Origin of the sequence: Mesorhizobium sp. WSM4307 (genome assembly GCF_007003945.1) — a bacterium.
In the GTDB taxonomy this organism is placed as follows: Bacteria; Pseudomonadota; Alphaproteobacteria; order Rhizobiales; family Rhizobiaceae; genus Mesorhizobium.
The window spans coordinates 17300-41388 of sequence record NZ_VFTB01000008.1; the positions used below are offsets into that span (position 1 = coordinate 17300).

The 24089-nt window shown below is 63.6% G+C and carries 24 protein-coding genes and 2 pseudogenes; 13 read left to right on the top strand and 13 right to left on the bottom strand.

The window, feature by feature from the left end:
• Positions 1 to 152: 152 nt before the first annotated feature.
• Genes FJV83_RS19790 through FJV83_RS19800 form a run of 3 tightly spaced genes read right to left on the bottom strand, consistent with a single transcriptional unit; the run spans position 153 to position 2648 of the window.
• Complete coding sequence (locus FJV83_RS19790; protein WP_142884598.1) at positions 153 to 569, bottom strand: cupin domain-containing protein; 417 nt, start codon at positions 567 to 569, stop codon at positions 153 to 155.
• A 4-nt stretch (positions 570 to 573) separates the two neighbouring features.
• Positions 574 to 1440 carry a phosphoenolpyruvate hydrolase family protein gene (locus FJV83_RS19795; protein ID WP_142884597.1) on the bottom strand — a complete coding sequence of 289 codons (867 nt, stop codon included), beginning with the start codon at positions 1438 to 1440 and terminating at the stop codon, positions 574 to 576.
• 11 nt (positions 1441 to 1451) lie between these two features.
• Positions 1452 to 2648 (bottom strand): Tm-1-like ATP-binding domain-containing protein, encoded by a 1197-nt coding sequence (locus tag FJV83_RS19800; protein ID WP_142884596.1) that lies wholly within the window; start codon positions 2646 to 2648, stop codon positions 1452 to 1454.
• A 106-nt stretch (positions 2649 to 2754) separates the two neighbouring features.
• On the opposite strand from FJV83_RS19800, the gene FJV83_RS19805 reads away from it, so the two are divergent.
• The 8 genes and pseudogenes from FJV83_RS19805 to FJV83_RS19840 form a co-directional block, all read left to right on the top strand.
• The gene (locus FJV83_RS19805) at positions 2755 to 3414 is read left to right on the top strand and encodes a TetR/AcrR family transcriptional regulator (protein WP_095787120.1); all 660 of its coding nucleotides are present in this window, start codon (positions 2755 to 2757) and stop codon (positions 3412 to 3414) included.
• Positions 3415 to 3853: 439 nt separating this feature from the next.
• Complete coding sequence (locus FJV83_RS19810) at positions 3854 to 4966, top strand: ABC transporter ATP-binding protein (protein WP_095772402.1); 1113 nt, start codon at positions 3854 to 3856, stop codon at positions 4964 to 4966.
• Between the two features lie 46 nt (positions 4967 to 5012).
• Positions 5013 to 6446: an ABC transporter substrate-binding protein gene (locus tag FJV83_RS19815; RefSeq protein WP_095772403.1), complete on the top strand. Its 1434-nt coding sequence runs from the start codon at positions 5013 to 5015 to the stop codon at positions 6444 to 6446.
• Positions 6447 to 6525: 79 nt separating this feature from the next.
• Entirely contained in the window at positions 6526 to 7587 is a 1062-nt protein-coding gene (locus FJV83_RS19820; protein WP_010911632.1) for a sugar ABC transporter permease, read from the top strand.
• 3 nt (positions 7588 to 7590) lie between these two features.
• The gene (locus FJV83_RS19825; RefSeq protein ID WP_095772404.1) at positions 7591 to 8529 is read left to right on the top strand and encodes a carbohydrate ABC transporter permease; all 939 of its coding nucleotides are present in this window, start codon (positions 7591 to 7593) and stop codon (positions 8527 to 8529) included.
• A 1-nt stretch (position 8530) separates the two neighbouring features.
• The gene (locus FJV83_RS19830; protein ID WP_095787117.1) at positions 8531 to 9619 is read left to right on the top strand and encodes an ABC transporter ATP-binding protein; all 1089 of its coding nucleotides are present in this window, start codon (positions 8531 to 8533) and stop codon (positions 9617 to 9619) included.
• A complete protein-coding gene (locus FJV83_RS19835; protein WP_095772406.1) occupies positions 9616 to 10056 on the top strand; it encodes a hypothetical protein in 441 nt (146 codons plus the stop codon). Before FJV83_RS19830 ends, FJV83_RS19835 begins: the two co-directional genes overlap by 4 nt.
• A gap of 116 nt (positions 10057 to 10172) precedes the next feature.
• Positions 10173 to 10927, top strand: a pseudogene (locus FJV83_RS19840) (ABC transporter ATP-binding protein); the annotation flags it as partial.
• A 9-nt stretch (positions 10928 to 10936) separates the two neighbouring features.
• Here FJV83_RS19840 and FJV83_RS19845 read toward each other — a convergent pair.
• From FJV83_RS19845 to FJV83_RS19865, 4 genes and pseudogenes are all read right to left on the bottom strand, one after another.
• Positions 10937 to 11368 (bottom strand): DUF4437 domain-containing protein, encoded by a 432-nt coding sequence (locus tag FJV83_RS19845; RefSeq protein ID WP_142884595.1) that lies wholly within the window; start codon positions 11366 to 11368, stop codon positions 10937 to 10939.
• Positions 11369 to 11504: 136 nt separating this feature from the next.
• Positions 11505 to 12476: an AraC family transcriptional regulator gene (locus FJV83_RS19850; protein ID WP_142884594.1), complete on the bottom strand. Its 972-nt coding sequence runs from the start codon at positions 12474 to 12476 to the stop codon at positions 11505 to 11507.
• A 47-nt stretch (positions 12477 to 12523) separates the two neighbouring features.
• Positions 12524 to 12652, bottom strand: a pseudogene (locus FJV83_RS37075) (AraC family transcriptional regulator); the annotation flags it as partial.
• A gap of 188 nt (positions 12653 to 12840) precedes the next feature.
• Positions 12841 to 13419, bottom strand: coding sequence for a TetR/AcrR family transcriptional regulator (locus tag FJV83_RS19865; protein WP_246691889.1), 579 nt, complete (start codon positions 13417 to 13419; stop codon positions 12841 to 12843).
• A gap of 98 nt (positions 13420 to 13517) precedes the next feature.
• Between FJV83_RS19865 and FJV83_RS19870 the strand changes: the two genes are divergently transcribed.
• Positions 13518 to 14426, top strand: a complete 909-nt coding sequence (locus FJV83_RS19870; protein WP_142884592.1) for an SDR family oxidoreductase — start codon at positions 13518 to 13520, stop codon at positions 14424 to 14426.
• A 17-nt stretch (positions 14427 to 14443) separates the two neighbouring features.
• Here the strand turns inward: FJV83_RS19870 and FJV83_RS19875 are convergent, their stop codons facing one another.
• Complete coding sequence (locus FJV83_RS19875) at positions 14444 to 14791, bottom strand: GFA family protein (RefSeq protein WP_142884591.1); 348 nt, start codon at positions 14789 to 14791, stop codon at positions 14444 to 14446.
• Between the two features lie 115 nt (positions 14792 to 14906).
• Between FJV83_RS19875 and FJV83_RS19880 the strand changes: the two genes are divergently transcribed.
• Complete coding sequence (locus FJV83_RS19880; RefSeq protein ID WP_142884590.1) at positions 14907 to 16202, top strand: amidase; 1296 nt, start codon at positions 14907 to 14909, stop codon at positions 16200 to 16202.
• Positions 16203 to 16226: 24 nt separating this feature from the next.
• Here the strand turns inward: FJV83_RS19880 and FJV83_RS19885 are convergent, their stop codons facing one another.
• From FJV83_RS19885 to FJV83_RS19905, 5 genes are read right to left on the bottom strand one after another with little or no spacing between them, the layout of a single operon-like run.
• Positions 16227 to 16616 (bottom strand): hypothetical protein, encoded by a 390-nt coding sequence (locus tag FJV83_RS19885; protein ID WP_142884589.1) that lies wholly within the window; start codon positions 16614 to 16616, stop codon positions 16227 to 16229.
• A 40-nt stretch (positions 16617 to 16656) separates the two neighbouring features.
• Complete coding sequence (locus FJV83_RS19890) at positions 16657 to 17649, bottom strand: hydroxyacid dehydrogenase (protein ID WP_185973276.1); 993 nt, start codon at positions 17647 to 17649, stop codon at positions 16657 to 16659.
• Positions 17650 to 17651: 2 nt separating this feature from the next.
• On the bottom strand, positions 17652 to 18371 hold the full coding sequence (locus tag FJV83_RS19895) for a FadR/GntR family transcriptional regulator (RefSeq protein WP_142877897.1): 720 nt from the start codon (positions 18369 to 18371) through the stop codon (positions 17652 to 17654).
• Between the two features lie 2 nt (positions 18372 to 18373).
• On the bottom strand, positions 18374 to 19543 hold the full coding sequence (locus FJV83_RS19900) for a mandelate racemase/muconate lactonizing enzyme family protein (RefSeq protein WP_142884588.1): 1170 nt from the start codon (positions 19541 to 19543) through the stop codon (positions 18374 to 18376).
• A gap of 60 nt (positions 19544 to 19603) precedes the next feature.
• Entirely contained in the window at positions 19604 to 20491 is an 888-nt protein-coding gene (locus FJV83_RS19905) for a sugar phosphate isomerase/epimerase (protein ID WP_142884587.1), read from the bottom strand.
• Positions 20492 to 20891: 400 nt separating this feature from the next.
• Between FJV83_RS19905 and FJV83_RS19910 the strand changes: the two genes are divergently transcribed.
• From FJV83_RS19910 to FJV83_RS19920, 3 genes are read left to right on the top strand one after another with little or no spacing between them, the layout of a single operon-like run.
• Entirely contained in the window at positions 20892 to 21947 is a 1056-nt protein-coding gene (locus FJV83_RS19910) for a sugar phosphate isomerase/epimerase (protein WP_095772715.1), read from the top strand.
• 51 nt (positions 21948 to 21998) lie between these two features.
• Entirely contained in the window at positions 21999 to 23186 is a 1188-nt protein-coding gene (locus FJV83_RS19915) for a Gfo/Idh/MocA family oxidoreductase (RefSeq protein WP_142884586.1), read from the top strand.
• Positions 23187 to 23228: 42 nt separating this feature from the next.
• Positions 23229 to 24080 carry a sugar phosphate isomerase/epimerase gene (locus FJV83_RS19920; protein ID WP_142884585.1) on the top strand — a complete coding sequence of 284 codons (852 nt, stop codon included), beginning with the start codon at positions 23229 to 23231 and terminating at the stop codon, positions 24078 to 24080.
• The last annotated feature ends 9 nt before the right edge of the window (positions 24081 to 24089 follow it).

Consider the following 24089-nt stretch of genomic DNA (forward strand, 5'->3'; position numbering starts at 1 on the left):
ATCCGCCTGCCGGCACCTTCTTCCCGTAGAACGGGGAGAAGGGAGCAGTTCTGGCGACTGGCCAATCGTCGATGACAGCGTCTTTCTCCCCGTTCTACGGGGAGAAATGTCCGGCAGGACAATGAGGGGCGGCGCCGCCCTATAAAACTTTATCACTGCCCCACGGGAATCAGCCGGAAATCCGGCAGTTCGCGCAACACCAGTTCCGGCCCAGCCGGCGAGTAAACAACGAACAGCTGCATCGGCCCGTCGCCCGTATTCAGCGTCGAATGGAAACGGCTGTCCGGCACATAGATGGTGCAGCCGGGGCCGACCTTCGCGACCAGCGGATTGCCCTTCTCGTCCTCGACCATCTGCTCGCCATGGCCGGAGATGACGAAGATGATTTCCTCGGCGCCCGGATGGTTGTGGCGGGTGTGGCCCTTGCCGGAGGGGAGATCGACGACGCCGCCGGAAAAGCGCTCAGCGCCATTCACTTCCGGAGCGACCGTCAGGGCCAATCGGCCCCAATCGAAGCCGAAGGCGCCGACGTCCTTCGGATAGACAAACACCTTGCTCTTGTCGGTCATGATCTCATCCCTTCTTTTTCTTCGCGGTCGTTTTGTCGCCGCCAAGCGTCACCGCCTTGAAATCGGCTGTCTGCCGGGCAATCGCCGCTTCCGCCGGCAGCCTCTCCATGGAACTCGCGCCATAGAAACCATGCAGGCCTTTGCAGCGGTCGAGGATGTAGCGGGCATCGTCCGGCATGGAGATCGGCCCGCCGTGGCAAAGCAGGATGACGTCCTTGCGTACCGAGCGGGCGGCGTCGGCGATGGCGTCGATCGCGACGACGCAATCGTCGAGCGACATGGCCGAGGTGGCGCCGATCGAGCCGCCAGTCGTCACGCCCATATGGGCGACGACGATGTCGGCCCCGGCCTTGGTCATGGCGCGCGCCTCGTCCGGGTTGAAGACATAGGGCGTGGTCAAGAGGTCGAGCTTGTGCGCCTCGGCGATCATGTCGACCTCGAGCCCGAAGCCCATGCCGGTCTCCTCGAAACTCTGCCGCATGCTACCGTCGAACAGGCCGATGGTGGGGAAATTCTGCACGCCGGAAAAGCCCATCGTCTTCAGCTCGGCCAGAAGCAGCGGCATGATGACGAACGGGTCGGTGCCGTTGACGCCGGCCAGCACCGGCGTGTGCCTGACCACCGGCAGCACCTCATAGGCCATTTCCTTGACGATCTCATTGGCATTGCCATAGGCGAGCAGGCCCGCGGCCGAGCCGCGCCCGGCCATGCGGTAGCGGCCGGAATTGTAGATGATGATCAGGTCGATGCCGCCGGCCTCCTCGGCCTTGGCCGACAGGCCGGTGCCGGCGCCCCCGCCGACAATCGGCACGCCCTTGTCGATCATTCCCCTGAATTTCTTCAGTATGTCCTTGCGCGGTATGGCGGGCATATTCTGGAACCTCAGTGTCTGGCGATTTCGAGAAAGGCCGCGACCGCGGCCCTGGCGAATTCGGGGTCGTTGATGTGCAGCGGCAAGCGCGTGACGCGGCGCGTCGCACTCGGCTTGATCGAGAACTCGATGGCGTCGAACAGCACGGCGTCGGCCTGCTGATCGAAGAAGGTGCCGCCCTCGATGTCGAGCGCCGAGACGCCTTTCTCCGGGATGAGGAAACGCACCGGCCCCTCGCAGAGGGCGAGCCTGCCGCCGATCCACTCGCCGATCTTGCGACACTCGTCGGCAGTGGTGCGCATCAGCGTGACGTTGGGATTGTGCTCGTAGAACAGCCGTCCGCGATAGCGTTCCGGAATGGTCGAGGGCGCCCAGAAATTGACCATGTCGAGCGCGCCGACCGAGCCGACATAGGGCAGGCCGGTGCGGGCGATCGCGCCGAAGCGGTCTTCCGTCGCCGGCAAGACGCCGCCGAACAACAGGTCGCAGACCTCTGTCGTGGTGATGTCGATGACACCGGACAGCAGGCCGCTGTCGGCCAGCTTTTCCATGCTGCGGCCGCCGGTGCCGGTGGCGTGGAAGACCATGCAATCATACGCGGAGCGAAGCTGGTCGGCGATGGCGCTGACGCAAGGCGTGGTGACGCCGAACATGGTCAACCCGATCGACGGCCTGCCATCGGGCGGCGGCGCCGGCCTTGCCGCCATGCCCGCTATCGCCTGGGCGGCATTGTGCAGCACGACGCGGGAGAGCCGGTTCAGCCCGGCCATGTCGGTCACCGACGGCATCATGATGATGTCGGAGACATCGACATAGGGAGCCGTGTCGCCCGAGGCGAGCGTCGAGACCATGATTTTCGGCAGGCCGAGCGGCAGCGCGCGCATGCCCGCTGTGATGATCGACGTGCCGCCGCCGCCGCCAATGCCGATCATGGCGGCGATGTCGTTTCGCGACTGGACGAAGCGGGTGAAGGCGACGCCCATGCTGGCTACCGCGGCGCCACGATCATCGCCGCCGAGCACGGCGTCACTGCCGCCGGGGTGGTGGCCGGCAATGTCGTTCGCGCTGATGTCGACGGGTATTGTTGCGTCGCGCGTTCCGACATCGACGCGGGAAACGGCGGCACCCGTTGCAGCGATCGCATCGGCCAGGAAGGCGAGTTCCTCGCCCTTGGTGTCGGCGGTGCCCACCACATAGATGCGCTTCATTGCGTTCCCCAATCCAGGCAGGCGCGATGCGTCTGCCGCTCATTGCCCGGCCGTTCGACGATGCGAAGGTCATTGCAAATTTTTGAGACGCGCGTATCGTATTGATATGGATGTCTCACGTCAACAATCCACGGCGAGCGACGACGCCGAGCGGGGAAGCGGCCCAGCGCTGGAGCGAGGACCGCGCGCGCGTACGAAACGGCTGATGCTCGAGACAGCGACAAGACTGATGCAGGCGGGCGTCACGCCGTCGGTCAGCGAGGTTGCGGAGGCGGCCGAGGTTTCCCGCGCCACCGCCTATCGTTATTTTCCGAGCCAGGCCGCACTGGTGCAGGCCGTCGTCGACGAGGGGCTGGGGCCAATCCTCACCTGGCAATCGACCTCCGCCGATGCCGAGCGCCGGGTCATCGAATTGTTCGACACCGCCATGCCGCGCATCGAGGCGTTCGAAGCCACATTCAAGGCGGCATTGAAGCTGTCGCTCGATCAATGGGCGCGGCGCCAGGCTGGCACGCTGGGCGGCGAGCCACCCTTCACCCGTGGCCATCGCATGGACCTGCTGGAGGATGCGCTTGCGCCACTGAGGGGCGAGCTGCCGCCGCGCGAATTCGAGCGCCTGGCGCAGGCGCTGTCGCTGATTTTCGGCGTCGAACTGCTGATTGTGCTGAAGGACATCTGGGGCCTGGACAGCGGCAAGACCCTGGCCGTCGCCCGGTGGGCGGCCTCAGCGTTGGTGCGCCAGGCGCGACTCCGGACGCCATCCTGACCAGTGGTGGTGGCGGCGTGAGTTGGGCATGGAGGAGGGCTGGACGAAGGCGGATGCAGGATATGAGACTTCTCCCGACGCGGACCGGATTGGGGGGGCGTCGAGGGCAATCCGGGGCGGTCGCCGCGGTAGCTCGGAGCGAATCTGGTTCGACCAGATTTGAAGGTCGGCGATTTCAGTGATTTTGGGGATTGGCGTTTTGCGAACGGGATGAAGGTGGAGAATTGCCAAAAATGAAGGAAATACCCACATATAGCGGACGTGTTCAGCTTATTTTGGTGACGGCAAATTTTAAGAAAGCGCTTGACGAGCATCTTAAATTGGTAATACCAGATTAGGAAAGAAAAGGCGGATCGGGAATGACAGCCGCAGTCCATTTCGGCAGGGCGAGGAGGATCACACGGATGGCGCGTGTTCCGTCCGCACGAGGTGGCGCATCGTGACGCAGACGTCGCCTCGCGCCAGTGCCGGCAAGGGGATTGCGCTGCGCCTCGATGGGCTCAGCAAAGCCTATGGATCCGTGCGCGCTATCAACGACCTGAGCTTCGCCGTCGACGAAGGCCGCTTCTTCGTACTCTTCGGGCCGAGCTCGGTTGGCAAGACAACGACGCTGCGCACTATCGCCGGCCTCGTCCAGGCCGACTCCGGCACGCTTGAGATCGGCGGCCGCGACATGACCCATGCGCCGATCGCCGGCCGCGGCATCTCGATGGTCTTCCAGTCTTTCGCACTTTACCCCCACCTCACGGTCTACGACAATCTCGCCTATCCGCTGCGCGAGGAGAAAGCCGCGCGCGCCGAGATCGACAAGCGGGTGAAAGAGACCGCCGAGATCCTGAAGCTGACACACCGCCTGAAGGCCAAGCCGGCAACCCTGTCCGGCGGAGAGCAGCAGCGCGTCGCGCTCGGTCGCTCCCTGATCCGCCGGCCAAAGATTCTTCTCCTCGATGAGCCGCTCACCAATCTCGACGCCAAGCTTCGGCACGAGACGCGCGCCGAGCTGAAGCGGCTGCACCGCCAGTTCGGGATGACCGTGATCTATGCCACGCCCGACGAGCTCGAGGCTCTTTCGATGGGCGAGACGATCGCCGTCATGCGCGATGGCGGCATCGTCCAGATCGGCACGCCGGACGAGCTTTACGAGCACCCGATCCATACCTATGTCGCCAGCAAGATCGGCTCGCCGCACATGAATCTGTTCACGGCCTCGGTGCGCGCCGACACCAGGTCTTTCGACACGCCGCTCGGGACTCTGGTTCCGGCGACGGCGCCAAAGACTGCCGATGCCGGCGAGGCCGCGCTGATCGGCATTCGCCCGAGCGACATTCGGCTCGCCACCAAGGGCGAAGCCGGGGTTGCCTCGAAGGTGCATCTGGTCGAACCGCTCGGCGACATCACGATCGTCTCGGTCGAGGCCGGCGGCGAGATGTTGCGCATGGTGCTGCCGGAAGCGATCGCCGCCAGCATCAGGACCGGCGATTCGGCATCGATCGCCATCGATAACAGGAAAATCCACGTCTTCCGCGCCGTGAGCGGCCAGGCAATGACCTGACGCGAACGGCGAGAAGCAATCCGGTTAACCAAGGGAGGAAACGCGAATGACGGCGATGACCAAAGTGAAAGGGCTAGCGACAGCCGCAAGCTTCGCTGCCACGCTACTGGTGGGAGGCGTGACCTATGCCTCTGCCGAAGAAGTGACGTTGACGATGGCGGTGCCGGATTGGCCCCCGACCCGCATTATGAAGAAGTTCTTCGACGAGCAGTACAAGCCCAAGTCTGGCAATACCGTGAAGCTCGATGTCGACTTCATTCCGTGGCCGGATTTCTACACCCGCGTCAACGCCTCGTTGACCTCGGGCGAAAAGAAGTACAACTTCATCGTGTCGGACTCGCAGTGGTTGGGCGCCTTCGTTGAAGGCGGCTACTTCCGCAAGATCAACGATCTCATCGATGCCGACCCGGAACTCAAGGCGGCGATGGAGTCGATGCATCCCGCCGTGCTCAACGCCTACTCGACCTATCCCAACAGCACGCCGAACTACTACGGCTTCCCGCAGTTCCCGGACGTGCTGGTCACCTACGGCCGCAAGGACGTGCTCTGCAACGACGACGAGCAGGCCGCCTTCAAGGCGAAGTACAATGAGAAGCTGCCCTGCACCGGCGAAGAAATCGACGCCATGGACTGGAACACGTTCGAGCATGTTGGCGAATTCTTCCAGCGCAAGAAGGGCGACAAGCTCGCCGGCCAGGTGCTGGATGACGATTTCTACGGCATCGCCTATCAGGCAGGCAAAGGCTACGACTTCTCGACGAGCTCGGTCCACACGTTCGTCTGGCAGCATGGCGGCGGCATCTGGGATGAAACCAAGGCCCCGACCGGACATGCCGAAGGCGTCGTAAACTCCCCGAAGTCCATCGAGGGCATGGAGCATTTCCTCAAATTGCTGAAGTACATGCCGCCGGTGGTCAAGACGGGCACCATGGACATCTTCGTCTCGGACCAGTTGTTCCGTGAAGGCAAGGTGGCCATGAACATCGACTGGATCGGTCTCGGTGAAGCCTCGCTCGATCCCAAGACGTCGAAGGTTGCCGACAAGCTGGTGTTCGGATTGGCGCCAGGCCTGCGCGGCCCCGACGGAAAGGTGAATCGTACGTCACAGATCGGCGGACAGCCTTTCGTCCTCACCACCTGGACGACGCCTGAGCAAATCAAGGAAGCGGTGGGCTTCGTGAAGTGGTGGCTCTCGCCCGATATCCAGCACCAGTTCGCCGCCGCCGGCGGCCAGTCCGCGATCAAGTCGGTCTACAGCGATCCGAAATACGTGACCTATCGTCCGTGGGACCGCGCCTGGGCGAACTCGCTCGACTGGCAGAAGGACATGTGGCACGTGCCGCAGTTCTTCGAACTGCTCACCCAGCAGCAGGACCAGTACGACCTAGCCATCACTGGCAAGCAGGACGCCAAGACCACCCTGGATAACATCGCCAAGTTCCAGGAGGACCTCCTGAAGAACGCTGGCCTTATCCAGTAACCTTCCGACATAGCTGCGGGGAGCGGGCAAAGCCGCTCCCCATCATTGCCTCGCCAGGCGCTCCATATTTCGGACTCCCATGACCGCTGTTTCAAGCACGCTGCTGACACCACGCCTTACCGCGGTTGTTGCCCACAACTGGAAACTCGCCATCGCTGTCGCTGTCGTCGTGTCGGCCATATCAATGGCGGGCTTGCCGGCGGCTGTCTCCTTCTGGGTGGTGGGCGCCGCGGCGGCGTTGGTCGCGGCCGCATTTACCGTCAACGCGTATCGCCGCCACTACTTCGGCGCCCTGCTGGTCGCTCCGGCAATCGCCGTTCTGTTTGTGATGAATATCTTCCCCCTGCTGTGGTCGCTGGGCCTTTCGTTCTTCGCCTACCAGGCAAACCAGCAGACGATCCGCTTCGTCGGACTCGGGAACTACGTCCGGATCCTTACCAACGATCTCGCTGCTCACGCGACTTGGGGCGCGCTGATCAATACCGCCATGTTCGTCGTGTTCACCGTCTCCGCGCAGATGATCGTCGGCTTTCTGCTGGCCATCCTGTTCGCCAAGCAATTTCCGCTGCGCAAGTATTTGTTGATCCTGGTGCTGACACCGATGATGCTTTCGGTTGTCGCCTCTGGCGTGTTCTTCACCTACTACTATGACCCGACATTCGGGATTCTCAGCTACGTCATCAATTCCATCTCCGGCAACCAGTTCATCCTGATGAGCAACAAAGTCGGTGCCGTGGCGGGAATCGTTTTCGCCGACGCATGGATGTGGTCGCCCTTCGTCATGCTCCTTGTACTGGCGGGCCTCGTCTCGGTGCCGAAATACCTTTACGAGGCCGCTGCCATCGACCGTATTTCCAGCTGGCGGCAATTCTGGATGATCACCTTCCCCTACATCCGCGGCCTTCTGATGTTGGCCCTTCTCTTCCGCACCATCGAGGCATTCAAGCTGGCGGATCTCGTCATCCTCCTCACCAAGGGCGGCAACGACACACTGACGATCTCCTATCACTTGATCCGCATCGCCAACGAGCAGAACAAGACGAGTGAGGGCGCGGCGATCTCCTATCTGATGCTGTTCATGGTGATCGTTCTCACCAACCTCTACCTGTACCTCGCAAACCGCCGTACGAAGGGAGCCTGACCCGTGGCCGAATCGATATTGGGAAAGCTCGGCTTCGGCAGGGCCAGCGGAGTAGACAAGGCCGGCTGGGGGCGGACGCTCGCCGTGGCCATCGTCGCCTTTATCTATTTTCTGCCGGTGCTGTTCATCATATTCACCGCCTTCAAACCGCAGGGCGACGCGCTCCTGGTGCCTCCAACGCTGTCGCCCACGTCGCTGTTCGGCTTGATTCCGGACCATTTTGTGTTCAAGCCCACGCTCGAAAATTTTGGGTCCGTCTTTTCCCGCTCGATGACGCCGGACGGTGCCCCGGAAGCGACAGGATTCGACCGTTATTTCTTCAACTCGATCTTCATCGCCTCGGCGTCGGTGCTGCTGGCGCTGGTCATCGGCACCCTGGCGGCCTTCGGCTTCTCGCGCTATCCGCTGAAAGGCAATGACACCTACCTGTTCATCATCCTGACCACGCGCATGCTGCCGGCGATTGTGGTGATCATTCCGGTGATCCTGATGTTCCGCGTAGTGGGCCTGTCGGGCTCGTATCTCGGCATCATCATGCTCTACACCGCCTTCAACCTGGCCTTCACCATCTGGATGATGAAGAGCTTCTTCGATGAATTGTCGCCAGACGTCGAGGATGCCGCCCGCATCGACGGATCGTCCGGAATGCGGGTGTTCTTCAAGATTTGCCTGCCCCAGGTCATTGCCGGGCTCGCCGCCACGTTCGTGTTCGGCCTGATCCTCACCTGGAACGAGTTCCTCTTCGCCCTGTTGCTCTCGGGGCCCGACACGAGAACGGTCCCGGTCGCCATGAACCAGGCCGTGTCGTCGGGTGGACGCGGCACCGACTGGACTTTGCTTGCCGCCATCGAAACCCTGTTCCTCGTCCCAGTCTTCCTGGTCACCTTCTTCTTGCAAAACCATCTGTTGCGCGGCGTTACCTTCGGCACCGTGAAGCGCTGAGATGTCAACCATCGAACTCCGCAAAGTCACCAAGCGTTTCGGCTCCTTCACCGCAGTCAGGGACGTTGACCTGTCGGTGGCCGCCGGTGAGGTCGTCTGCCTTCTCGGCCCGTCCGGATGTGGCAAGACGACGACCCTGCGCGTCATCGCCGGGCTGGAAAGCGTCACTGACGGCGAGGTCGTCATCGCCGGCAAGGTGATGAACAACCTGCCGCCCGAAAAGCGCGACATCGCCATGGTGTTCCAGTTCTACGCGCTCTACCCGTCGGCATCGGTCGGCGAGAACATCGCCTTCCCGCTCTATCATGACGGCATTTCCAGGGCTGAGCGGACTGCCCGCGTCAACCGCGTCGCCGCGATCCTCCACTTGGAGCACGTTCTCGACCGGCTGCCGAACCAGATATCCGAGGGCGAAAAGCAGCGCGCCGCCATGGCCCGCGCCATCGTCCGCGACCCCAATTGCTTCCTCTTCGACGAGCCCTTGTCGCGTCTCGATGTCGAACTGCGCCAGAGCATGCGTGGCCAGATCAAGGAAGTGCTGCAGGGCCTCTCCAAAGCGACCGTGATCGTGACCCATGACCAGCTCGAAGCGCTCACCATGGCCGACCGCATCGCCATCATGAAGGACGGCCTGATCGAGCAAGTCGGCTCACCGCACGAGGTTTTTGCCAAGCCCGCCAATGCTTTCGTGGCGAGCTTCATCGGCACGCCGCAGATGAATCTTCTCGAGGCCGACCTCAAGACCTTCGCCGATGGCACGGCGGAGATGGCCGTGGCCGGCATTAATCTGGCGATCCGTACGGACGCGGCGGTCGCGCGCCTGCAGCCCGGCAGGGTGACGATCGGTGTCCGCCCCCGCGCCTTCACCGCGACAGATACGGGGGATCGTGGCACCATCTCCGCCCGGGCCGAGCTCATCGAGCCCATGGGCGCCGAAACCCTTATTCATGCCCGCACGGCGGCAGGCGCCGACATCCGCGTCGTGGTGACGAGAAGCCAGCGGGTCAAGGTCGGCGAGGCGCTGAATCTACGCCCCGATCCCAGGCAAACCCATGTCTTCGATGGCGCTGGAAAGGCGGTGCGGTCATGAGCGACAGTTCTTCCGGCATGAGCCGGGCCGGCGCGTACTGCCTCGAGGTCTTCATCATTGGCCTCGGCGTCATGGCGCTGGTGCTGATCTTCCAACCCTTTTCCATCGGCCTGTACGCGGTCGGCAGCGGTCTCGTGGTGCTTGCCGGACTCATCAACAACCTGCTGCCGTTGGCCCAGCCGGGCGTCAAGGTGCGCAGTGTGGTGACCGTAGCGCTGGTCGTGGCGCTGGTGTTCTGCATTGCGCTGCTGGTTTCGATCACGGCGGCGCATCTCTACGGCGTCTTCTTCCTCAATCCACCGGACCCCAACACTCTCGCCGGCAAGGCGCAGCTCGCCACGCCGCCTTTCTACAAGCAGGCTTTCGTGTGGGAAATCGCCGCCGCGGCGGTGATTCTCGCGCTGGTCGTCACCGCTCTCAACAAGACAGCGCGATGATCAGCAGCTGACGCTATCCGGCAGGTCGCGCTCGCGCCGGTCCGCGCCGGTCGGTGTGCGTCGCCCTCTCAACTCTCACGCCGTCATCCTCCGGCTTGACCGGAGGACCCGATGCCGAGATCAAGGACCGAGTCGACCGCGCGGCCCGTACGCTGCGGATCGAACATCTGCTTGACCGCAAGACCGATCGCCTGTCCGGTGGCGAGATGCAGCGGGTCTCGATCGGCCGCGCCATCGTGCGCAAGCCGCGCGTGTTCCTGATGAACGAACCGCTGTCGGCACTCGACGCCAAGCTGGGCGAGGCGCTGCGCACGGAACTGAAGAACCTGCAGATACAGCTCGGCGCCACCTTCCTGTTCGTTACCCATGACCAGATCGAGGCGATGTCGATGGGCGACAAGGTCGGCGTCTTGAACCACGGCCGCATCGTCCAGACCGGCACCCCGCACGAGATCTACAACAATCCGCGCGACACTTATGTGGCGAGCTTTGTCGGCTCGCCGCCGATGACCCTCATCGAGGGCAAGCTGGTAAACGGCCGCGCGGTGATGGCGCCGTTGAAGTTCGAACTGCCATTTTCAGGGGGGCCAAGGCGAGTGGAGCGACCGACGGTCGCCCGCTCGTCTTCGGCGTCCGTCCGGAAGACGTCTATCTCGAGAGCGGCGTTCCGGTCGAAGCGCGCGTCCATGATGTCGAGAACCATGGCGTCGAAAAGATCCTGACGCTGCGCGTCGGCGATACGACGCTGCGCGCCACGGTGCCGGCAAAGACCGATGTCGCTATCGAGCAGCCCGTGCGCTTTGCCTGGAACCCGGACAAGGTGGTGCTTGTCGACAAGGGCAGTGGCGTCAGCTTGCGTCACGCTGGATAGAGCGTCCGGTTACTTCGCCAAGTAGGTCTCGTGGGGCGTCTCGTTGATCAGCAAGATCACGCACTCGGTGTCGGACAGGCAGGCGTCATCATGCATCTCATTGGCCTTCTGGGTCCAGTAGGATCCCGGAGGCAGTTCGACCTTGGTCGCCTCGCCGCCTTGCGTCTGCCAGTGCGCCCACAACCCTTTTATGACCACCGCGCGGTAATCGGCGGTATGCGCGTGAACAGGAGCGCGCCAGTTGCCTGGGACTTTCAGCAGCGTGCCTGCAGGGCCCTTGGCCCTTTCGCCCCACAGCGGTCCGAGGCGTTGCGGCTGGTCTGGAGCCTCGGCGACATAGGGGATCTTGTTGGCCGGAAGATAGCTGTCCTCAAGGGCGAAAGCCTGGCCGGAGACCACGAGCATGGTGGCGAGCGTCACGAACTTCAGATGATTTGGCATGGCTCTTCTCCTTGAATCGGGCCGCTCATTGCTGGCAACGGCAAGCTATTGCATGCAGTCGGCCCGGCAATGGCACCGCGTCCGGAAGACTTGGCAATTCATCCAGCAATCCGACATGGCAAAGGTCCGAGCGACCTCAGGGCTCTCCGGAGGTGCCGTTGACGGTGCGCAAATGGCTGGGCGCCGTGCCGACGATCCGCTTGAAGGCCCGGCTGAACGAAGCCTCGGACTCGTAGCCCAGTCTGGCGGCCACCACGGACACCCGCATCCGGTCTTCGATCAGCCACTGCCGCGCCTGATGCATGCGCAGCCGGGCGACATATCGCGCCGGTGTTTCGCCGACGATTGTCGTGAACCGTTCGGCGAATGCCGAGCGTGAGGCACCCATTTCGCGGGCGAGGGCGTCGACGGTCCAGTTCCGATCGGGCTGGCGATAAATGGCCGCCAGCACGCGGCCGATATCGCGATCCCTGATCGCCGCGGTCCAGCCGGTGGTGCCGTCGCCACCGTTCTCCACCCATGAACGGATAATGCTTGCGGCCAATACGTCGGCCAGCCGCGCCAGTATGCCGCCCGAGCCGGCGCGATTGCCGGTCACCTCGCTGGCCATGGCTTCCAGAAGGTGCGGAATGCCCGGCTCGTCCGCCATCAATTCCCGCGCGCGCAACATGTCCGGCATCATGGCGAGCACAGGATGCGATCCACCCAGATTGAAGTGCATGCTGCCGCAAAACAGCAGGGTTTTCGCGCCGTGGCCGCCGTTCGAGACGGCGTAGACATTGTCCTGCAAAGGCTCGATGCTGTAGCTTTCGATCGGCACGGCATGGATGCCCGGCGCACTGGCAAGGATGTGTTCGGCGCCGCGCGGCAACAGCAGCGCATCGCCGGCTTTCAGCTCCAGCCATTGCCGGGACGGCGAAAACAGCCAGCATCCGCGCCGGCCGATGAAGTGAAAACGTGCCGCCTCCTGGGCTGGAAAGAGCACCGCCCACGGCTCGCCAAGTTCGCAGCGGCCATAGTCGACGCCATCAAGCCGCAATCCTCGCAGGATGTCGGTCAGCGGACCGCCTGGAGCCGGCGAGACACCCTCGGATGATGTGAAATCCATGCCCGGGTTTTAGCGTGCAATCGACCGTCCGTCACGGCCGAGACGCGTTACCCGGCCTGGCGGATGTCGGCCTGTTCCTCGCCGCGCAGATGGCTGGGCGCCGAACCGATCACGCGCTTGAAGGCACGGCTGAATGCGGCGTCCGATTCATAGCCGAGGCGGGCGGCAACGACCGCGGGGATTGCGGCCTGATGGTGGCGAGGCGCCGTCTTCGGCGGTCCGCTGGTCGCCCATGCGGGCGTGGCCAGCGCCTTCGCTATCGCGGCATCGCAACGCTGCTGGCGGCAATCGTTGTGTTCCTGCGCGGCCCGAAGCAGGCCGAATAGTCCTTCATCTCCGAGCTATCCAGCGGCCCGAGAAACCATCATGGTTTTCGGGCCGCTGCCGTCGTGATGGCGGCAACGAAGCGGTTGAGGCTGTCCTCGACATAGACGGCGACTTCAATCGTTGGATCGAAACTCCACCACAGCAACGATCCCTGCCAATGCGACGCCATCAGCAGGCCGATGTCGTGCGGCGGGCCGGGTGTTGCCGCAAAGCAAGCCGCGAGTGCATTGCACAGCGCTGTCTTCCAGGCGGCACCGCGCATCCTGAGCATGGGGTCACGCAGATCCTCGCGCAGGACAAGCAGGCCCTCGGCATAGGATTCGATGCCGCCATAGCCCTGCGACAGCGCGACCAGCAATTCGACCGCGCCGGCAGGCGTTCTGGGAACGGCGGCCGCCAGCGTCTTGGTCTTGTCGTCAAGACCGTCCCAGGCATGCAGCAAGGTGCGCTGCTTCAGCCGCGCCTTGTTCCCGAAGCGCTGCACCAGGGTCGCACCCGAGAGGCCACAGGCTTTTGCCAGGCGTTCGAAGGTGAGCGCTTCCGGGCCGTGTTCGTGGATCAATCGCAATGCGGCGTCCAGGACCTGTTCGTCGGACTGGGTTTTGGGCCGGGTCATCTTGACATCCTGATATAACCGAATGATCATTTATATATGATGCGGGCGGCGCTGGCCAGCTCGGATTTCATCGATGGTGTCGTTCTTGGGAGAGTTCAATGACGTTGCAAGGGAAAGTTGCCCTGGTCGCCGGCGGCACACGAGGCGCCGGACGCGGCATAGCGGTCGAACTCGGTGCCGCCGGCGCAACGGTCTATGTCACGGGGCGGAGCACGCGTGCCCAGCAATCCGAATATGCCCGGCCCGAAACAATCGAGGAGACGGCGGAACTGGTCACGGCCAACGGCGGCAACGGCACCGCTGTCCAGGTCGATCATCTCGTGGCCGACAATGTGCGCGAGCTGGTCGAGCGCATCCGCAAGGAACAGGGCCGCCTCGATATACTGGTCAACGACATCTGGGGCGGTGAAAAGCTGTTCGAATGGGACAAGCCGGTCTGGGAGCACGATCTGGACAATGGCTTGCGCATGCTGCGTCTGGCCATCGACACCCATCTGATCACCGCCCACCATGCGCTGCCGCTCATGATCTTGCGGCCGGGCGGACTGCTGGTCGAAGTCACCGACGGCACGGCCGAATACAATGCCGAGCATTACCGCCTGTCGCCCTTCTACGACCTGGCCAAGGTCGCGGTGAACCGCATGGCGTGGGCTCACGCCAAGGATCTTGCCAAACACGGCGCCACGTCAGTCTCTTTGACGCCGGGCTGGCTACGGTCGGAAATGATGCTGGAGGCCTTTGGGGTGCGCGAGGAGAATTGGCGCGATGCCACGGCAAAGGTGCCGCATTTTATCATTTCGGAGACGCCACGCTTTGTCGGCCGTGCCGTTGCCGCTTTGGCGGCGGACACGAACCGCTCGCGCTGGAACGGGCAGTCGCTGTCCAGCGGCGGGCTGGCGCAAGTCTACGGCTTTACCGATCTCGACGGTTCGCGGCCCGATGCCTGGCGCTATGTGCCGGAGGTCCAGGACGCCGGCAAACCCGCCGACGCAACCGGCTACCGGTAAGGCAATCCGGAATCGCTTCACGCCGAGCGTCCGTCGAAGTCGAAGATCGACAAGGTGGATGGGTCGACATCGGCGACGCAGTTGAGATTGATATAGGCGCTGCGCTCACCGCCTTCACGGACGTCCTCCGCGAAAGGGTGGATGCCGCAGGCGCGGCAGAAGCGGTGCGCCATGGCGTGGTTGCCGAATGTATAGGTGCTCAGGTCATCGCCCCAGGCCAGGACAGTGAGGCTCTCATGCGGGATGGCGCATAACAGCGCGCCCTTGCGCGAGCAGATCGAACAATTGCACCTGATGGCGCCGGTCAGTTCCGCCTTGAATTCGAAGGCGATCTTGCCGCAATGACAGCTGCCTTTGTAGAGCATCAGTATCTTCCTATCGCTGGCAGGTGCAAAGGTATGCGGGCGGGTCATCCCTTTCGCAGGCCCAACCGGCTGCCTGCCTTAAAGACGTTGCATCCTGACGGAGTCCGACATCGACATGCAATCCATCCGCGACCGTCTCGAAATCATCCTGTCACGTCTTGCCAATCGCGCGGCCGACGAAAAGGTCTTCACCAAGCTCTATGTCGACGCCGCGCGGGCGGCGGCTGATGCCAGCGACGCCCGTAGTCGGGCCGGCGTGACGCTCGGACCGCTCGACGGCACGATCGTCTCGGTCAAGGATCTGTTCGATGTCGCCGGCGAGGCGACCACGGCCGGCTCGCTGATGCGGAAGACCGCTACGCCCGCCGCGCGCGACGCCGCCATCGTCAGCCGGCTTCGGCAAGCCGGTGCGGTCCTCACCGGCAAGACCAACATGACCGAGTTCGCCTTCACGGCGATCGGCGACAACATGCACTACGGCACGCCAGGCAACGCCGTCGATGCCAGCCGCATTCCCGGTGGTTCGTCCTCAGGCGCCGGCGTTTCCGTCGGCGAGGGAACGAGCGATATCTCCATCGGTTCCGATACCGGCGGCTCGATCCGCATTCCGGCGGCGCTCAATGGTGTGGTTGGTTTCAAGCCGACGGCGCGGCGGGTGCCGCTGACCGGCGCCTTTCCCCTGTCCGGCACCCTGGACTCGATCGGGCCGCTTGCCCGAACCGTTGCGCAATGTGCCGCCGCGGACGCGGTGATGGCCGGCGAGGTGCCGACCGAACTGGCGGCCGTATCGCTCGCGGGACTTCGGGTCGGTGTGCCGCGCGGCGTTCTTTTTGGCGACACCGAAGGTGAAGTTGCCGCGGCGTTCGAGCATTGCCTCGGCAAGATCGAACAGGCCGGCGCGCGCATGGCCGATCTGGTGATCGACGACATGATCGCGGAGTTCAGGACCGCCACCAAGCGGGGCTCGATCGCTGCCATGGAGGGGGCCGAAGTGCATGCCGACTGGTTGGCGACGGGGGCGTCGGTGCCGGTCGACCCGCATGTCAGCGGGCCGCTGTCGCGGGCGGCGATGCTGCCGGCGCCGGTCTATATCAGGGCGTTGCGCCGCCGCGCCGCGCTTATCGCTGCCATGGATGAGCGATTGGCCTCGGTGGATGTGCTGGTCCTGCCGGCCACGCCGGTGATGGCGCCGACCATCGTTTCCATGGCCGAGGATGCCGGGCTGCGCGACCGCGTCGAAGGCCTGCTGCTGCGCAACACGCAGGTCGCCAACCAGTTCGATCTCTGCGCGATCTCGCTGCCGATGCCTGATATGGCGCTACCGGCTGGGCTGATGCTGGTTGCGCGCAACGGCCATGACCGGCGTCTGCTGCGGATAGCCGCCGAAGTGGAGAGGCTGCTTGGCGGCTGACCGGTCGTGAATCTCAGTTGCGGATCAGGGCGATGAACAATGCTTGCGTTCGCTGTCCTTGGCGGTGCGTACGATGCGTGTCGCGACCAGCCAAGACAGGCTGTAATCCTTGCCGGTGATGGTCTGGGTGCGGTGCTCGATCGAACCCCTGACGACGATCTTCCCATTGTAAAGCACGTCGGACTGATCCGTTATCGCCTTGTCGGCCTGCGGCAGTCCGCTGGTGTCGATCGACACACCCTTGATGATGTTGCCGGTGGCAAGGTCGAGAGCGCTGTTCGACGGGCAGGGCGCCTTGAAGCAGCGCAACCCATTGTCGCAATAGACATAGCTGCTCTGGGCGGCGGCGAATGCCGGCAGGGCGCCGATGGACGAGGCTGCGGCAATCAGGAATGCGAGGCGAAGACCGGACATGGCCGCACCGTCGCGGAGAATTGGGGCGAAACCGCGATTGCTAGAGGTCGAGCGGAAAACGCCGCCGGTAGTGATCGACCGCCTCCGGATTGCGCAGATTGACCGGCAGCTTGCCGTCCAGAACCAGCAAGGCTTCGCCCGCCGCGCCGATGCCCATGCGCATCATGGATTCCTCGGTAATGCCTGCCATATGCGGGGTGATGATAACGTTGTCGAAGCCGAAATAGGGATGATTTGAGGGCAGCGGCTGCGTCGAAAACACATCGAGTGCCGCACCGCCGATGCGGCGCTCCCGCAGGGCCTCGATCAGGGCGTCGTCATCGACGACCGGCCCACGCGAAACGTTGATCAAAAGCGCATTGGGTTTCATGCGGGCGATGCGCTCGCGGCTGATCAGGCCACGCGTCTCCGGCGTCAGCGGGCAGCAGAGCACGATGATGTCGCTCTGCTCGACCAGCGCGTCGATCGACAGGAAGCCGACTTTCTCGGGCGCCGGCTGCATGCTGCGCGTCGTTGCCACCACCTTGAGGTCGAAACCGTGCGCGGCGATATGGCCGACGGCCTGGCCGACGGCGCCGAGGCCGACAATGCCGATGGTCTTGCCGGCGAGTTCGATGTTGGCGTTGGCATGCTCGCGCCCGGCGAGCCAGCCTTTGGCGCGCAGGTCGCGGTCGACCCTGCGGAATTGCCTCAGCAGCGCAAGTGCGGCGAACATGACGTGTTCCGCAACCGAACGGGCATTGACCGCCGGCACATTGGCCACCAGCACGCCGGCGGCGGTCGCCGCCTCCATAGGGATCATGTCGAGCCCGGCGCCATGGCGGATGGCTGCCCTCAGCTTCCAGGCGCCCTCGAACAGCGCCGGCGGCAGCGGCGCGCGCACGATGACGATGTCGGCGTCCTTGGCCTCCCGGGTCAAGGTGGCGGGATCGAGCGCCGATGCGATGACGAGCTGGCCGGCGCCGGCGAGCCTGGCCGAGGCGCGCGGGTGCAGCGGATGGGTCGACAGGATCTTCGGCACGGTCTGGGCCATTGTCAGGCCTTTTCGAGCGCCGGGCTCGCGGGCGCAGCCGCCATGCCGCCCTCGATCAGGCCCTTCCAGTAGCTCTCCGCCCCTTGCAGGTGGGCGCTCATCAGCGCCTGGGCGAGATTGCCGTCGCGGCGCAGCAGCGCCTCGTAGATCTGCACATGCTCGGCATGCGAACGCACGCTTCGTTCGGGGTCATTGAAGTAGATCGGCAGGCGCTGTTCGCCCATCAGATAGTAGACGCTGCAGATGTTGTGGAAGACGCTGTTCTTGGTGGCGCGCACGATCTCGAGGTGGAATTCGCGGTCCTCCTTGGCCAGACCTTCGCCGGCGGCGATGCGTTCCTCGGAAGCCTTGAGGATCTCGCGCAGCCGCTCGAAATTCTCCTCGGTGGCGCGCGAGCAGGCAAGCTCGGCGGCCTTGATCTCGTGGATCTTGCGCAACTCGACCGTCTCGTAGATCTGCAAGGGATCGAGCGGCAGGCCTGCGCGCGCGAACAGCGCCAGCGCCTCGACGCTCGCCTGCTTGGTGTCGATGTAGATGCCGGATTTGGCGCGCCGCTCGACGATGCGCATGGCTTCGAGGATGGCCAGCGCCTCGCGGATCTGGCCGCGGCTGACGGCGAAATGCTCCGCCAGTTCACGTTCGGATGGGGTGCGGCCGCTCTCCTTGTCCGAGTGGGAGAACAGATAGGCTGCGAGTTCCGCGAGAAGGTTCTTTTCTTTCATCGTCAATTGCGTTGCGCGTGCGCCTCCAGGAATCGCTCAGAAACGGTGAATCCCAATCCGGGCTTTTCCGGGATCGCTATCATACCGTCCTGTGCTTCGACAGTCTCTTCGATCAGATCGTGGATCATCGGGTTGGCGCCGAGCGAATATTCGACGGTGAAACTCGACGGCGAGGCGGCGCAGACATGCAGCCCGGCGAAGAAACAGGGCGCGCCGGCCCACAGATGCGGCGCAAAGCGCAGATTGAAGGCGCTGGCGATGGTGCCGATCTTCATCGCCTCGCTGATGCCGCCGCAAAAGGCGGGATCGGGCTGGAAGATGTCGGCGGCCTTGAGCACGGCAAGGTCGCGGAAGGCATAGCGCGTCGCCTCGCTTTCGCCAGTGGCGATCGGCACGGCGCCGGAGGCACGCACTTCCGCCATGCCCGGCTTGTCGTCGGCGATCACCGGTTCCTCGAACCAGGCGAGGTCGAGGTCGTTGACGAGGTGGATGAAGCGCTTGGCCTCCGCCACCGTATAGGTGCCGTGGGCGTCGACCATCAGCTCGACATCGGGGCCGAGCGCCTGGCGCGCGGCGCGGACGCGGCCCGCCGAGACGTGGGCGGCGCCATCCATGGCGCCGACCCGCATCTTCAGCGCCTTGAAGCCGCCCCGGGCGATGTAGGATTTCAACTGTTCACCGATGGCATCGGCGGACGCCCAGCCGCCCGAGGCATAGGCCTGCATGCGGTCGATCTTGCGGCCGCCGAGCAGCCGCCAGACCGGCTGGCCGAGCGACTTGCCGAGGATATCCCAAAGCGCGATGTCGACGGCGCTGATGGCGGCGATGCTCATGCCGCGCCGCGCCAGTTGCGGCATGGCGTGGCCGGCGCGGGCGGCACTGTCGTGGCGCACGCCATTGTAGAGCATTTCCCAGATGATGCCGATGTCGGCCGGATCGCGGCCGATCAGCTGCGGCCCGACCTCCTGGTTCAGCATATGGACGAGGGCGCCGTAGCTGCCGGCGCTGCCGGCTGCGTTCTTGCCTTCGCCCCAGCCGACCAGTCCGTCATCGGTTTCGATGCGCAGGATGGCGGCGTCGAAGGTCGTCACCTGGCCGAAGTCGCTGCGGTGCTGCCGAGCGGCTTCGATCGGGATGCGGACCCACCAGGCTTGGACGGTCTTGATGCGCATGTCTTTCCCCAGCCCCGCCGCCGGTCAGGGCGAAAGGGCAAATTTCCCAACAGTCGTCGACTACTTGATCAGCGGCAGCAGCGTTTCGGCGGTGATGCGCATCTGGTCGGTGTAGAATTTCTCGGTCAGCACGCTGGAGCCGTGGTCCTGGATGAACTTCAGCTGCTCAGGCGAGATATCGACCGGGTGGCGCTCGACCATTTCGGGATAGGGTGCCGCCGGCGTGCGGTCGACCGGGGCGACGAATTCATTGGTCAGCGCGCCGTCGTAGCCGACTTCCTTCAAGGTGGCAACGATCTTCGGCCAATCGATCTGGCCGAGGCCGGCTGCGAAGCGGTTGTTGTCGGCGACATGGAAGTCGAACAAGCGCTTTCCGACCTTACGGATGGCGTCGTAGACGTTAAATTCCTCCATATGGATGTGGTAGGCGTCGAGGCATACGCCGCATTCGGGGCTGACCGCGTCGGCTAGCGCCAGCGCCTGGGCGCCGCGATTGAACAGGTAGGTCTCGAAGCGGTTGAGCGGCTCGACGGCGATCTTGACGCCGACCTTCTTGGCATGGGTGAAGCATTCGCGGGTCGCGTCGACCACCCATTTCCATTCCTCTTCCTCGGTGCCGTCCGGCACGACCTTGCCGACCGTCGCGGGGACGAGCGTGATGATCTCGCCATCGAGCTCGCTGACCATGGTCAGCACGTCCTTGACGTACTGCACGGAGCGCTCGCGCTGGCCCTGGTTCTTGGCGGCAAGGTTGCGTTCGCCCAGCATCAAGGTCACCGCGCCCCAGCAGAGAATGCCATGCTCCTTCAACAGCGCCCGCGTCTCCTTGGTCTTGTATTGCTCGGGCTCGCCGGAAATCTCGATCGACTCATAGCCGAACTTCTTGATGCGCTTGAGCGTGGTCTCCAATGGTTCCGCCCGCATCCAGTTGTGCGTCGAAAGATGCATGGTCTGTCCTTCCCAAATTCACCGTATCGTTTGCCTTCGGCATGCGTCGCCGAAAGACGGCGCAAGGGTTCCTCCCCAAGGCATCCCCAGCCTTTTCCTGCAAACTGGTTCGACCAATTGGGCCTTAAGCGAGGTCTACAGCAAATTGCCTGGAACGGCAAGAAGCGTGGAGGCGCAACTCGCCGCGTGAATTATTACATTGATTATATTGTGATATATGCCAATGCTTCGGGCATCCGATTGGCTCGGCCGATGCATTGTCAGGCTTGACCAAATTCCCCTATTTGGTAATACCAGAATGGCAGTGCCTGCAAAGCGCCCGATGCAAAAAGACCAAAATGGCTGGCCCTGCTTCCAATCGGCGCTATGCTTGGTCGCGACACAATGAGGGAGGATGCCGATGCCGACGACAATGAAGGGCCCTGGACTGTTTCTGGCGCAGTTCGCGGGTGACGCAGCGCCGTTCAATTCGCTGGCCGCGATCACCAAATGGGCCGCCGGTCTCGGCTATAAGGGCGTGCAGATCCCGACCTGGGACGCGCGCCTGTTCGACCTCGAGAAAGCGGCGTCTTCCAAGGCCTATTGCGACGAGGTGAAGGGTATTTGCGCCGATGCCGGCGTCGAGATCACCGAATTGTCGACGCATCTGCAGGGACAGTTGGTGGCGGTGCATCCTGCCTATGACGCGCAGTTCGACGGCTTCGCGCCGGCTTCGGTCCACAACAATCCCAAGGCGCGGCAGAAATGGGCGGTCGAACAGATGAAGTTCGGCGCCAAAGCCTCGAAGAATCTCGGCCTCAAGGCTTCGGTGTCCTTCTCCGGCGCGCTGGCCTTTCCCTACCTCTACCCCTGGCCGCAGCGGCCGGCCGGTCTGATCGAGGAGGCCTTCGCCGAACTCGGCAAGCGCTGGAAGCCGATCCTCGACGTCTATGAGGACAATGGCGTCGATGTCGGCTACGAAATCCATCCCGGCGAGGACGTGTTCGACGGTGCCACCTTCGAGATGTTCCTCGACGCGGTCGGTGGCCACAAGCGCTGCAACATCAACTACGACCCGTCGCACTTCCTGCTGCAGCAGCTCGACTATCTCGAATTCATCGACATCTACCACGAGCGCATAAAGGCCTTCCACGTCAAGGACGCCGAGTTCAACCCGACTGGCCGGCAAGGCGTCTATTCCGGCTATCAGAGCTGGACCAACCGCGCAGGACGCTTCCGCTCGCTCGGCGACGGGCAGGTGGATTTCGGCGGCATCTTCTCCAAGCTGACGCAGTACAATTATGATTCCTGGGCGGTGCTGGAATGGGAGTGCTGCCTGAAGCACCCCGAGGACGGAGCGGCCGAAGGGGCGCCTTTCATCCAGCACCACATCATCCGCGTGACGGAGAAGGCATTCGACGACTTCGCCGGTGGCGCGACGGACAAGAAAGTGCTGCGCGCGATGATGGGAATTTGAAGCGACTTGCTCCCCCCCGCGAGGGGGCATCCAAGACACGAGGGAGAAAACATGGTCGGCGCATCGAAATCGGAAACGGGAGGCGGCCCGATCCGCTATGGTATGATCGGCGGCGGGCAAGGCGCCTTCATCGGCGCGGTGCACCGCATCGCGGCGCGCCTGGACAATGAGTTCGTGCTGGTGGCTGGTGCGCTGTCGGCGAACCCCGAGCGCGCCAAGGCTTCGGCCGCCGAACTCGGGCTCGATCCGGACCGCAGCTACGCTTCCTATGCCGAGATGGCCAAGGCCGAGGCCAAGCGCCCCGACGGCATCGAGGCGGTGGCCATCGTCACGCCCAACAATGTCCATGTGCCGGCGGCCAAGGCCTTCCTCGAGGCCGGCATCCACGTGATCTGCGACAAGCCGCTGGCGACGACACTGGCCGAGGCGAAAAAGCTCGCCGCGGTGGTCGAGAAGACCGGCAAGGTGTTCGTGCTTACCCACAACTACACCGCCTATCCAATGGTGCGGCAGGCACGCGAAATGGTGGCCAAGGGTATCCTTGGCGACATCCGCATCGTGCAGTCGGAATATCCGCAGGACTGGCTGACCAAGGATCTCGCCGCCACCGGCCAGAAACAGGCCTCATGGCGCGGCGATCCCAAGCAGGCGGGCGCCGGCGGCGCGCTGGGCGACATCGGCACCCATGCCTACAATCTCGCTCGCTTCGTCTCCGGGCTGGAGCTGGATTCGCTGTCGGCCGATCTCGATGCGTTCGTGCCGGGGCGGCTGCTCGACGACAATGTCAACGTCATGCTGCGCTTCAAGTCCACCGGCAAGACGCATCCGGCCAAGGGCATGATCTGGGCCAGCCAGGTGGCGCCGGGCCACGAGAACGGGCTGAAGCTGCGCATCTATGGCTCGAAGGGCGGGCTGGAATGGGTGCAGGCCGATCCGAACTACCTCTGGTACACGCCGTTCGGCCAGCCCAAGCAGTTGATCACCCGCAACGGCGCCGGCGCGCTGCCGGTGGCGGGCCGTGTGAGCCGCGTACCGTCAGGCCATCCCGAGGGCTACCTCGAAGGCTTTGCCAATATCTATCAGGAGGCTGCACGCGCCATCCGCGCGGCGCGCAAGAAGGGTGGCAAGCCGGCCAAGGACGTCATCTTCCCGACCATCCAGGATGGCGTCGAAGGCATGGCCTTCATCGAGGCCTGCGTGAAATCGTCGAAGAAGAATGGGGCGTGGACGAAGCTCTAAAACAAGAATGATCCGGGGGGATCGGACGGGGGAGGGCTGTCGATGAAAATCGGCATGTGCATGTTCTTGTGGACGACCAGCGTCTCGAAGAAACACGAGCCGCTGCTTCGCGACATCAAGGCGACAGGCTTCGACGGTGTCGAGATACCGATTTTCGCCGGTACGCCGGACGACTACAAAAAGCTCGGCGACCTGCTCGATCGCATCGGGCTGGAGCGCACCGCGGTCTCGGCGATGGGCGATCCGGCAATGAACCTGATTTCGCCGGATGCGGCAACGCGCAAGGCCGGTATCGCTTACATGAAATGGGCTGTTGATTGCGCCGACGCGCTCGGCGCCAGGACGCTCAGCGGACCGCTGCACTCGACGCTCGGCGCCTTTTCCGGCAGGGGGCCGACACCCGCCGAGAAGAACCGTTCCATCGCCTCGCAGCGCGCCATCGGCGACCATGCCGGCACGCGGAACGTGACCATCGGGCTGGAGGCGCTGAACCGCTTCGAATGTTATCTTTTCAACACGATGGCGGACCTGTCGGAGCACATCGATGCTGTCGGCCGACCGCACATCAAGGCGATGTACGACACCTTTCATGCCAATATCGAGGAGGCCGACCCGATCAGCGCCTATACGAAGCATCGCAGGAATGTCGTGCACATCCACATATCGGAGAACGATCGCGGCGTGCCGGGGCGCGGTAACATCCCGTGGAAAGAGACGTTCGCGGCGATCCGCAAGAGCGGCTATGACGACTGGCTGACGATCGAGGCCTTCGGGCGGTCGTTGAAGGATCTGGCGGCGGCGACAAAGGTGTGGCGCGATTTTTCCGAAACGCCGGAAGCAGTTTATCGCGAGGGCTATAAGCATATCAGGAATGGGTGGAGGAAAGCCGCTTAGAACCACGAA